Genomic DNA, 11,828 nt, shown 5'->3' with positions numbered 1-11,828 from the left:
GCGCGACACGCCCGGCGGGGGGCGGGCTGTCACGGCGGGGTGACGGCTGGTCACGGTGGGGGAGTGGCGGTTGTCTCGTCGTCATGGTGGGCCGGTGACCGGGGTGCGGGTAGCGCTTAGGCTGTCGGCATCCGCGATCGATACCGCCGTTCAGGCCAGAGATGACGCCGCAGGGGGCAACCGCCATGACGACAGGTCGGCTCGGGCAGGAGGCCGCGCCGCCGAACGCGGCCTATGCCGGGCAGGTCGTGCACTTCCCGGATCCGGTGCGGGCGGCACGTCACCCGAGAGGGGTACGGGTCGATGACGGCGGTTACCCCGATTTCTCTCCGTATGCGCGTGCGGCGGCGGAGATCGCCGATCCGCCGGAGGGTTTCGGTGTCGACGAGTTGCGGCTGACGGACTATGTGTCGGCGAACGCGGCGCTCGCGGCGACGGGGCACGAGTTGTGGGACACGGTGCCGGATGTGGCGACGCCGCACGGCTGGACGTGGCATCACGTGGTGGGGTCGCGGCGGCTGGAGCTGGTGCCGGTCGAGGTGAAGGCGTTGCTGCGGCATCACGGTGGGGTGGCGACGGCTCGGGTGGAGCACGGAAAGCGGGGGACGCGGCCGTTGCAGGAGACGCGTCCGGCGCATTTCGGGTTGCCGAAGTCGGGTGTGGCGGTGTCGGAGGCGCAGGTGCAGGGGGTCGAGGAGGACCTCGGGTACCGGCTGCCGGGTGCGTACCGGTCGTTCTTGAAGGCGGCGGGTGGTTGTGCTCCGGTGGGTGCGGCGCTGGACGCCGAGCTGGGTCTGCTGGTGGACCAGCCGTTCTTCACGGTGCGTGAGGAGGCGGCGGTCAATGACCTGGTGTACGTCAACAAGTGTCTGCGGGACCATCTGACGAAGGACTATCTGTGCGTGGGTTTCGTGCAGGGTGGTCTGCTCGCGGTGAAGGTGAAGGGCGAGCGGCTGGGTTCGGTGTGGTTCTGCGCGTACGACGATGTGCGGGACGTGGATCCGTCGTGTCCGCCGGCGGAGCGGGTGGAGCGGTTGCTGTTGCCGTGCGGTGAGGACTTCGACGGGTTCCTGTCGCGGCTGGCGGGTAATCCGCCGGAGCTGGAGACGGTGGCGAATCTGATGGTGGACGGCGGTTTCGCGCGTGCCGTTCCGGTGTCGTCGGTTCCGGTGGGGGAGTGAGCGTTCAGCGATGGTGACTTTCGCGCAGGCGCAGGAGCGCGCCGAGGAGTGGATCAACGGGGACGTCCCGTCGTACCAGCATCGTGAGGTGCGGGTGCGGGAGTTCGAGCTGGGTTTCGTGGTGTGGGGCGAGGACCGGGCGGACGGTCCGCGTTCGGACGCGGGTGGGCAGCGGTTGGTGCTGGCCCGGGACACGGGTGAGGCGACGCTGTGGCCGGCGCTGCCGGTGGGTGAGGTGATCCGCCGGTACGAGGAGGAGTACGGCCGTCCCGACGAGGCCGGGGCGCCGGTTCCGGCGCCGGCCGCGGCCCGGGTGGACCTGAACCAGACGTCGTTCCTGCTGAGTCCGCCGGAGTGGTTGCAGGAGGCGGCGGACAGGATGGGCATCCCGGACCGCCGGTCGGGCGAGGGCGCGGGTGCGGATTCGGGCGCGGGGGTGGGTTCCGGTTCGGCCGCGGCCGCGGATGCTGTCGCGGCTCCGGCCGCCGCCGCGCCGCCGTCTCCGTCCCCGTCTGCGGCTGGGGCTTCGGGTTCCGGCGCGGGTTTCGTTCCCGGTGTGGCTCCGTCCCCCGGTGGCCTGGCCGAGACGCAGGCCGGGGTGCCCGCTGCGGCGGCCGGCCGGGCCGGGGCGACAGGTGGGGAGCAGGAAGCGCCCGCCGGAGCCACGCCGTGGACCGGTACGGACACGAACACCGGCGGGACGGGTGCGGTGGCCGGGGCGCGGGACACGTCGGGGCAGGCGGCGCCGTGGTCCGGTGCGGACGCGCCCACGGGTGGTACCGGCGCCGGGTCCGGCGTGCGGGACGCGTCCCCCGGGGCGACGCCGTGGGCCGGTACGGACACGAACGCCGAGGCTGGGGAGGATCGTTCGGTGCCGCTGCCGGCGACGGTGTTCGCGCCGCCGTTGAGCGAGCAGGCCGACGAGCCGCCGCGTCCGCCGGCGGCCGCGCCGGACGCGAAGACGGCGCTGATGTCGGGGGGCAGCCAGTTGCCGCGTACGAGGGTCTCGCGGGCGCTCGACGACTCGTCCGGGCCGGGGGCGCCGGCGGCTCCGGTGACTCCCGGGGCTCCGCAGGGGAGTACGCCCCCGCCGGGTCCGGCGTCGTACGGCTACCCGGAGGCGCCGGCGGCCCAGGCGGCACCGGGTACGCCCCCGCCGGGCGCACCGGCGTACGCTCCGGCGCACGGTACCCCGCCCGCGCCCCCGGTCCCGGGGAGTGGTGCGCCGCAGGGCAGCACCCCTCCGCCGTACGGCTACCCGCAGGCGCCGGCGCCGGGCGGTGACCCGAACGCGGCGCAGTCGCAGTCGGGTTCGGCCGTTCCCGGGCGGCCGCTCGCGCCGAACGCCGGGGACATCGCGGACGCCGCGACGAGCAAGGCCGCGCCGCCGCCGCGGAAGGGCCGTGCCGGGGCGGGCGCGCCGCCGCCTCCGCCGGGTGCGCCCGGTGCGCCGGGCGGACGCCCGGGGAGTACGCCCCCGCCGCCCGCGCCTGCCGAGCCGGGAACGCCTCCGGGCGGCTACGTCCGCACCCAGCTGGTGTCGGCGCTCGGACCGGACGGGCAGCCCGAGGTGCCGGCCGCTCCGGGTGCTCCCAGCCCGCCCAGCCCGCCCGGCGCGCCGGGCGGTACTCCGCCGGGCAACGTCCACCACGCGGCCACAGTGTTCGCCGATCCGAGCCTGCTGGGCGGACCCGGCCCGGTACCGCCGCCGCCGAACGCCCCCGGTGCTCCCGGGGCCCCGGGCACCCCGCCTCCGCCCCCGCCCGCGCCGGGCATGCCGAACCCGCCCGGCGCCCCGGGGACCCCGGGTATGCCCGCCGCTCCTGGCGCGCCGCAGCCGCCGGGTGCGCCGGGTGCTCCGGGCGCGCGGGGTGCCGTACACCACGCGGAGACCGTCCTGGCCGCGCCGCCGGTGGCCGGTCCGGGCGCGCCCCCGCCCCCGCCGGCCCCGGGTGTTCCCGGAATGCCGCCGGGTGCTCCTGGCGCTCCCGGTGTTCCCGGTGTCCCGGGCATGCCGCCCGGCCCCGGTGCTCCGGGCGGGCCCGGTATGCCGCCGCCGGTGCCCGGTGCTCCCGGGATGGCGCAGCCCACGCCTCCCGGCGCGATGCCGCCCGCCGGTGTCCCGCTGCCGGGGCAGGCGGGGGCGTACGGGTATCCGCCGCAGGGGCAGCCGACGGTCGGCCCCGGTTACCAGGCGGTCCTGCGCTACCGCGCGCAGGACGGTTCGGAGCAGCAGCTGATCCGGCGTTCGGCGCCGGGCACGCCGCACCCGGAGTGGCAGATCTTCCACGAGTTGCGGGCGATGAACGTGCCCGCCGACCAGGTGCTGGAGCTGCACACCGAGTTGGAGTCGTGTGAGCTGCCGGGCGCGTACTGTGCGCGGATGATCCGCGAGCAGTGGCCGCAGGCGCGGATCACGAGCATCGCGCCGTACGGCACCGATCACGCCAGCCGGCAGCAGGGTATGCAGCAACTGCTGGCGCACCAGGGCGAGTTGCACCAGGTCGCGGACGGTCCCGCGCGGCCGGCGCCGGTGCGGGCGCCGCTGCCGCCGGTGCAGCCCGTGCCGCCGGTGCCGCCGGAGGCGATCGGGCAGGAGCTGGCGGGCGTGTTCGGGCCCGGTGTGTTCCGGTTCGAGCAGCAGGCGGTGTCGCGGCAGGGTGTGCCGCCGGTCGTGGCGCACACGCTGGTGGCGGCCGGGCTGCCGGTGGACCTCGGTCCGTTCTTCTGGGCGCAGGCCCAGCCGGGCCGTCCGGTGCCGACGCTGGCGGAGCTGGCGGCCGAGCGCGGGGTGCAGCCGGCGCCGGACGCGGGGTCGTACCTCGTGATGGGGACGGACTTCGGCCGGGCCGTGTGTGTGCAGTACGGCACCGCGAACATCGTGGCCGTGCCGGTGGAGGCGGGGCCGGGCGGTGCGCCGGTGGCGCCGCAGTTCGTGAACTCGGGGCTGCCGGAGTTCGCGCGCTGTCTGGCGCTGCTGGGCCGGATGTGGCGGCTGCGGTACGGGCTGAACCAGGAGCAGGCGGGCCGCTGGACGGTGGATTTCCAGGCCCAGTTGTCCTCCCTGGATCCGGCTGCGCTGGCTTCGCCGGAGAGCTGGTGGTCGGTGCTGCTGGAGCAGATGTGGGACGGGCTGCTGTAGGAGTCCGCGGGGGCGGCGACGTCCCAGCCCACAGGGGTTGAACGGCCGAGGGGCCGGGTCCGGTCGGATGGTCGGGCCCGGCCCTTCGGCGTGCCCCGCACCACCGTCGTGCACGAACTCGTGCCGGCTTCGACCGCGACATGCCTGCGGAGTGTCGCGTTATGAACACTTACGTCCGATCCATCAAGATATGCGCGAAATCATCCTGTCGTGTATGTCCGGTGGAGAGGGGTTCCCAGGGTGAGCAGCGCATCGGTGCCGCCGCATGGCTTCGTGACCATCCGGGGGCGCGGCTACCGCCCCGCTCAGGTCGACGCGTACCTGGAGGCCCTGTCGCGGGACCGGGACGCCGCGTGGGAGCGCGCCGCGCGGCTGACCGTGCTCGCCAGGGAGATGGAGGCGGAGGCCGTCGCGCTGCGCGAGGCCGTCGCCCAGCTCGCGCCGCAGACGTACGAGTCGCTCGGGGAGAGCGCCCGGCGCCTCTACCAGCTCGTGCTCGACGAGGCGGCGGACGTACGGGTGCGTGCCCGGCGCGCGGCGGAGAAACAGGTCGCGCAGGCCGAGGCGAGCGCCCAGGCGGTCCGCCGGGAGGCGCAGGAGGCCGCGGACGCGCTTCGCGCGGAGGCCGAGGACCGTGCCCGCCAGCGGCTCCTGGCGGCCCAGGCCGAGGCCGACGACCTGCGCGTCGGCGCCCGGCGCGAGGTGAAGGAGCGGCGCGGTGAGGCGCTCGCCGCGCTGCGCGAGGTACGGCAGCGCACCACGGGCATGCTCGCCGAGCAGGCGCGGGAGCACGCCGAGAGGCTGGCCGAGGTCGAGGCCGGTCTCGACGCCCAGGGCGCGGTCGCGGGAGCGGACACCGGTGAGGGGGTCGCGGCGCAGGTGTCGCCGGACGAGCGGGTGGCCCGCGCGGAGGCCGCCCTGGCCGAGGTGGAACGGGAGTTCACGGACGCGGAGGAGGAGGCCCGCCGCTGTCTGGAGGAGGCGGAGGTGCGTGCCGCCGAGATTGTCGCGGAGGCGCGGGTGCGCGAGGAGCGCGTCGCCCGGCAGACCGAACGGGTGCTGCGCGGGCACAAGGAGACGCGCAACGACCTCCAGGCCCACATGGATCACGTGCGCAACAGCCTGATCACCCTCACGGGCCGTGCCCCCGCCGAGTGACCGCCCGCACACCGGCGCCCCGGCCGAGTGACCGCCCGCACACCGGCCTCCCTTCGGACGACGGGCGTGCGTCAGCTTCCCTTCCGTACCGCCCCCGCCAGGATGCGGCCTTCCACCCCCTCATACTGGCGGCGCTGTTCCTCCGCCTGTCCGCGGCCGGAGAGGACCGTGCCCAGCCAGCCGAGGAGGAAGCCGGCCGGGATGGAGACGATGCCCGTGGTGGTGAACGGGAACCAGTTGAAGTCGGCGTGCGGGAACGCCGAGGTGGGTGAGCCGGAGACGAGGTTGGTGCCCGGCATGAGCAGCAACACGGTCAGTGAGCCGCCGAGCAGGGTGGCCAGCAGTCCGGTGCGGGTGTAGCGGCGCCAGAAGAGGCCGTACACCAGGGCCGGGGCGATCGCCGAGGCGCCCAGGCAGAAGGAGAGGGTGACCAGCGGCTGCAGGCTGTGGTGCTGCACCAGGGTCGCCAGCAGGATCGTCGGCACGCCGATGGCCAGCGCGGACAGCCGTGCCAGGGTCATCTCGCGGCGGGCCGGCATCGCCCGGACGCGGGCGGCGAACACGTCGTGGGCCAGAGAGTTGGCGCAGGCGAGGATCATGCCGGCGACCGAGGCGAGCAGGGTCAGGAAGATCGCCGTGGTGACCATGGTGAACAGGAACGTCTCCACCGTGGACACGTCGGTGCCGAACACCGCGCGCGTGCCCAGCAGATACGCCGTGTTGCCCTGCGGGTCGGCGAGCCCGATCGCCGTACGGCCCAACAGGGCCGTGGCGCCGAACCCGACGACGGTGATGACCAGGACGAACGCCGCGACGATGGACACCGCCCAGGACATCGAGCGGCGCACCTGGCGGGCGCTGGACGCGGTGTACATGCGCATCGTGACGTGCGGCAGCACGCCGCCGCCGAGGACGATGGTCAGCTCCGAGGTGATCATGTCCAGGCGGGGGGTGGCCGAGCCGCCGAACTGGAGCCCGGAGTGCAGGAACGCCGTTCCGGCGCCGCTCTGCCGGGCGGCGGTGTGGAAGAGCGCGCCGGGGTCCCAGTCGAAGCGGCGCAGCATCAGTACGGCGATGACGGCGCCGGAGCCGAGCAGCATCACTATCTTCAGGATCTGGATGAGGGCGGTGCCCTTCATGCCGCCGATCGCCGCGTAGCTGATCATCAGGACGCCGAGTCCGATGACGCAGCCGGTCTGCAGGGTCTCGCTGGAGAAGCCGAGGATGAACGCCATCAGCTGGCCGGTGCCGGCGAGCTGGACCAGCATCAGCGGCAGCAGCGCGGCGATGGTGACCGCGCAGGCGGAGATCCGCACCGCACGGCCCGGCATGCGGCGGGCCAGCGCGTCGCCCATGGTGAACCGGCCCGCGTTGCGCAGGGGTTCGGCCAGCAGGAACATCAGCAGGAGCAGGGACAGGGCCGTGCTGAGGGCGAGGACGACACCGTCGTAGCCGCACAGGGCGACCACGCCGCCGGTGCCGAGGACGGTGGCGGCGGAGATGTAGTCGCCGGCGATGGCGAGGCCGTTGCGCAGGGGGGACAGGGAGCCGTAGCCGGTGTAGAACTCGTCGAGGTCGTCCTCGCGGTCGGGGCCGGTCATCACGCACAGCAGCAGGGTGACGGTGGCCACGGCGGAGAAGGCGACCAGGGACATCGTCTGCCCGGAGCCGCTGAACCCGGTGAAGCCGGCGGGGTCGGGCGGCCCGGCGGCGAGCGTGCTCAAGGGGGCGCCGAGGGCGGCGGTCAGGGGGGTGCTCATCGGCCGGCTCCTCGGCGTGCGTCCACTTCGGCCTCTTTGCGGATGCGGTCCGCGAGGGGGTCCACGTGACGGCGCGCGGTGTGTTCGTACAGGGCGATCGCCAGCCAGGTGACGGGGAGTTGGAGGAGGGCGAGCAGCAGTCCGGCGGGGATGCCGTCGGCGACGGTGCTCGTCATGACGTCCGGGGCGAACGCGGACAGCACCAGGAACAGGGTGAAGTAGCCGAGCGCGGTGACCGTGGCGGTGCGCCGTTGCAGTCGGTAGGCGCCGCGCAGGACGCGCAGGTCGCTGTGGTGGCCGAGGGGTTCGCGCGGGGGCTGTGGCCGGGGCGGGCCGGGCGGCATGGGCGGTGGCGGTGGGGGCTGCCAGGGATAGGTGAGGTGCGGCGGGTGGTCGTGTGACATCCCGGGCTCCTTGCGTGGTTCGGGTCCGCGGCGGCGGACCGCAGGGAGGTGGGGGGTGGGAGTGGAGACGCACGTTACTCGCAGGTAGCCGCGATGCGCGAGGGTTTCAGCGAACTGGACGGTCGGTATGCGCTTGCCTGTTGACCCTCACGCCGCGGAAGGGTGCAGGCTGGGGGTCCGAACCGGTTCGAAACGGGTGCCGGCGTAGGGCCGGGGGGTGGAGCCGACCCCTAGGCGGACTCCACCCGTCGGTGGACAGCCCCTAGGGGTTCCTCCGTACTACGGGTCGGGGAGGGTTCGTCCCCCCGGAGGACGAGAAGGGCCCCGTGCGGTCCTTAACCTGGCTTTACGCCGCCGGGGGGTGGCTGACCGAACCAGCGGGGGTGGGGATTTCCCCCGGAGAAGAGGGGGCTCCGCACCAGCGCGCGGCACCACTGCCGCCCGCGAGACTCGTCGACGTACGAAGACACCGTACGCCGCACCACTCAGGACGCACCGCTTCGGCGGGACGCCGACACCGACTTGCTGACCGACATAGGAGATATACCGTGACTTCGGCTGTGACTGTTCCCAGGCACGGGGGTACTGGAGGGACTACGGCCGTCGCCGCGCGGGCGCGGCAGGTCGTGAAGGCGTACGGCGCCGGGGAGACCCGTGTCGTCGCACTGGACCACGTCGACGTGGACATCGCCCGCGGCCAGTTCACCGCGATCATGGGCCCCTCGGGGTCCGGCAAGTCCACGCTGATGCACTGCCTCGCCGGGCTCGACACCGTGACCAGCGGTCAGATCTACCTCGACGAGACCGAGATCACCGGCCTGAAGGACAAGAAGCTCACCAAGCTGCGCCGGGACCGGATCGGGTTCATCTTCCAGGCGTTCAACCTGCTGCCCACGCTGAACGCGCTGGAGAACATCACGCTGCCGATGGACATCGCCGGCCGCAAGCCGGACCGGGGCTGGCTGGACCAGGTCGTGGAGACCGTCGGCCTCGCCGGGCGGCTCAAGCACCGGCCGACCCAGCTCTCCGGCGGTCAGCAGCAGCGTGTCGCCGTGGCCCGCGCGCTCGCCGCCCGCCCCGAGATCATCTTCGGTGACGAGCCGACCGGAAACCTCGACTCGCGCGCCGGCGCCGAAGTCCTCGGGTTCCTGCGCCGCTCGGTCGACGAGCTGGGCCAGACCATCGTGATGGTCACCCACGACCCCGTCGCCGCCTCCTACGCCGACCGCGTGCTGTACCTCGCCGACGGCAGGATCGTCGACGAGATGTACCAGCCGACGGCCGACCAGGTCCTGGACCGCATGAAGGACTTCGACGCCCGGGGGCGTACGTCATGACCGTCATGAAGACCTCCATGCGCAACTTCTTCGCGCACAAGGGCCGGATGGCGCTGTCCGCCGTCGCGGTGCTGCTGTCGGTGGCGTTCGTCTGCGGGACGCTCGTCTTCACCGACACGATGAACACCACGTTCGACAAGCTGTTCCAGGCCACGTCCTCCGACGTGCAGGTGGGCGCCAAGGGCTCCTCCGACACCGGTGAGACCACCTCCAGCACCGGCAAGCCGCCGGTCATGCCGGCCTCCGTGGTCGACCGGGTGCGCCACACGCCGGGCGTGAAGAAGGCCGAGGGGACGGTGTTCTCCACCTCGGTGACCGTCGTCGACAGCAAGCTCGACAAGCTCTCCCCGAGCAGCGGCGCTCCGACCATCGTCGGCAGTTGGAACGGCAACGACGCCCGCACCATGAAGGTGACCTCCGGTACGGCGCCCAAGGGCCCGGACCAGGTCATGGTCGACGCGGACACCGCCAAGAAGCACCACATCGGGCTCGGCGACGACATCGGCATCCTCACCGCCGTCGGCACGCACCACGCGCGCGTGTCCGGCATCGCCACCTTCACCGTCACCAACCCGGGCGCGGCGATCTTCTACCTCGACACGAAGACCGCCCAGCAGACCCTCGTCGGCAAGACGGGCGTCTACACCAACGTCAACGTCACCGCCGCCAAGGGCGTCAGCGACGTCCAGCTGAAGAAGAACGTGACCGCCGCGCTCGGCGGCCACGGCTACAAGGTGCAGACCGCCAAGGAGGTCGCCGACGCCAACCAGAAGCAGATCAGCGGCTTCCTGAACGTCATGAAGTACGCGATGCTCGGCTTCGCCGGGATCGCCTTCCTCGTCGGCATCTTCCTGATCATCAACACCTTCTCGATGCTGGTCGCCCAGCGCACCCGGGAGATCGGCCTGATGCGGGCCATCGGCTCCTCCCGCAAGCAGGTCAACCGGTCCGTGCTCGTCGAGGCCCTGTTGCTCGGCCTGGTCGGCTCCGCGCTCGGCGTCGGCGCCGGCGTCGGCATCGCGGTCGGCCTGATGAAGCTCATGGGCAAGATGGGCATGCACCTGTCGACCGACGACCTGACGATCGCCTGGACGACCCCCGTCCTCGGCGTGATCCTCGGCGTCGTCGTCACCGTCCTCGCCGCCTACCTGCCGGCCCGCCGCGCCGGCAAGGTCTCGCCGATGGCCGCGCTGCGCGACTCCGGTGCGCCCACCGACGCCAAGGCCGGTGTCCTACGCGCCGTGATCGGCCTGGTCCTCACCGGCGCCGGCACCGCGAGCCTCTTCGCCGCCGCCAACGCCGACAAGGCCAAGGCCGGCTCCGGCTGGCTGGGCCTCGGCGTGGTGCTCACCCTGATCGGGTTCGTCGTCATCGGCCCGCTGCTCGCCGGCGGCCTGGTGCGCGTCCTCGGCGCGATCATCCTGCGCGTCTTCGGCCCCGTCGGCCGGATGGCCGAGCGCAACGCGCTGCGCAACCCGCGCCGCACCGGCGCCACCGGCGCCGCCCTGATGATCGGCCTCGCCCTCGTCGCCTGCCTGTCGGTCGTCGGCTCCTCGATGGTCGCCTCGGCCACCGACCAGCTCGACAAGACCGTCGGCACGGACTTCATCGTGATGGGCGACAACGGCCAGCTCATCAAGCCGCAGGACGTGCAGGCCATCAAGGACACCGCGGGCCTGACCCACGTCACCGAGTACCGGCCGATCCAGGCCGACTTCACCACCCCCGACGGCAAGACGCTCAAGAAGACGGACATCACCGGCGCCGACCCGACCTACGCCACCGACCTGCACAAGAAGACCGTCGCCGGCGACCTGAAGGACGCCTACCTGCCCGGTTCGATGTCGGTCGACGAGAAGTTCGCCAAGGCCCACGGCATCCACCTCGGCTCGAAGATCACCGTCAAGTTCGACCAGGGGGCCACCGCCCACCTCACGGTCCGCGCCATCACCAACAGCAAGGACCTGATCGACCAGGGCGCCAAGTACACCTCCCTGGCCACGCTGAAGAAGTACGTGCCCGCCGGCAGCATGCCACTCGACCAGCTGGTCTTCGCCAGCGCCAAGGACGGGCAGCAGGACGCCGCCTACACGGCCCTGAAGACGGCCCTGCACAAGGACCCGAGCGTGACGGTCCGCGACCAGACCGACTACAAGCAGGAGCTGAAGGACCAGATCGGCCAGCTGCTGAACATGATCTACGGCCTGCTGGCCCTCGCGATCATCGTCGCGATCCTCGGAGTCGTGAACACCCTCGCCCTGTCGGTGGTGGAGCGGACCCGGGAGATCGGCCTCATGCGGGCCATCGGCCTCTCCCGCCGCCAGCTGCGCCGCATGATCCGCCTGGAGTCCGTGGTGATCGCCGTCTTCGGCGCCCTCCTCGGCCTCGGCCTGGGCATGGGCTGGGGCGCCACCGCCCAGCAGCTCCTCGCCCTGCAGGGCCTGAAGATCCTGGACATCCCCTGGCCGACGATCATCGGCGTCTTCATCGGCTCCGCCTTCGTGGGCCTCTTCGCCGCCCTGATCCCGGCGTTCCGGGCGGGCCGCATGAACGTCCTGAACGCCATCGCCACGGACTGACCACCACCCCACAAGCCACCGCACACGGGGGTTGCGGAGGAGCCCGGCGCCGAAAGTCACCCGACTTCCGGCGCCGGGCATTGGCGTACCTGGGGGGTGGGCAACTGTTCGCCCGACCGAGCCCCGACCCGGGTGGGTCACTTCTCGACCCCCCGAGCCCCGACCGGCCTGGGCTCCTTCTCGGCCCACGGAGCCCCGCCCCCCTGCGGGCCACTGTTCGTCCCCCCGAGCCCCGACCCGGGTGGGCCGCTTCTCGACCCCCCGAGC

General features: G+C 72.9%; 7 protein-coding genes. 5 read left to right on the top strand and 2 right to left on the bottom strand.

The window, feature by feature from the left end; genetic code table 11:
• The first annotated feature begins 185 nt into the window (after window positions 1-185).
• The 3 genes from ABZ854_RS11200 (at window position 186) to ABZ854_RS11190 (ending at window position 5,481) form a co-directional block, all read left to right on the top strand.
• The gene (locus tag ABZ854_RS11200; RefSeq protein WP_361207702.1) at window positions 186-1,181 is read left to right on the top strand and encodes an SMI1/KNR4 family protein; all 996 of its coding nucleotides are present in this window, start codon (window positions 186-188) and stop codon (window positions 1,179-1,181) included.
• 10 nt (window positions 1,182-1,191) lie between these two features.
• On the top strand, window positions 1,192-4,323 hold the full coding sequence (locus ABZ854_RS11195; protein WP_361207699.1) for an SUKH-4 family immunity protein: 3,132 nt from the start codon (window positions 1,192-1,194) through the stop codon (window positions 4,321-4,323).
• Between the two features lie 240 nt (window positions 4,324-4,563).
• Entirely contained in the window at window positions 4,564-5,481 is a 918-nt protein-coding gene (locus tag ABZ854_RS11190; RefSeq protein ID WP_361207696.1) for a cellulose-binding protein, read from the top strand.
• Between the two features lie 71 nt (window positions 5,482-5,552).
• On the opposite strand, the gene ABZ854_RS11185 is transcribed toward ABZ854_RS11190, so the two are convergent.
• Complete coding sequence (locus ABZ854_RS11185) at window positions 5,553-7,136, bottom strand: cation acetate symporter (protein WP_361207866.1); 1,584 nt, start codon at window positions 7,134-7,136, stop codon at window positions 5,553-5,555.
• Between the two features lie 101 nt (window positions 7,137-7,237).
• A complete protein-coding gene (locus tag ABZ854_RS11180; protein WP_361207693.1) occupies window positions 7,238-7,645 on the bottom strand; it encodes a DUF485 domain-containing protein in 408 nt (135 codons plus the stop codon).
• A 548-nt stretch (window positions 7,646-8,193) separates the two neighbouring features.
• Here ABZ854_RS11180 and ABZ854_RS11175 point away from each other — a divergent pair.
• Complete coding sequence (locus ABZ854_RS11175; protein WP_129308728.1) at window positions 8,194-8,982, top strand: ABC transporter ATP-binding protein; 789 nt, start codon at window positions 8,194-8,196, stop codon at window positions 8,980-8,982.
• On the top strand, window positions 8,979-11,561 hold the full coding sequence (locus ABZ854_RS11170; RefSeq protein WP_361207689.1) for an FtsX-like permease family protein: 2,583 nt from the start codon (window positions 8,979-8,981) through the stop codon (window positions 11,559-11,561). The genes ABZ854_RS11175 and ABZ854_RS11170 overlap by 4 nt, the downstream gene beginning before the upstream one ends.
• Window positions 11,562-11,828 lie beyond the last annotated feature (267 nt).

Origin of the sequence: Streptomyces sp. NPDC047028 (assembly GCF_040644095.1) — a bacterium.
Taxonomy (GTDB): Bacteria; Actinomycetota; Actinomycetes; order Streptomycetales; family Streptomycetaceae; genus Streptomyces.
This window is presented reverse-complemented; position numbering and strand designations above follow the sequence as displayed.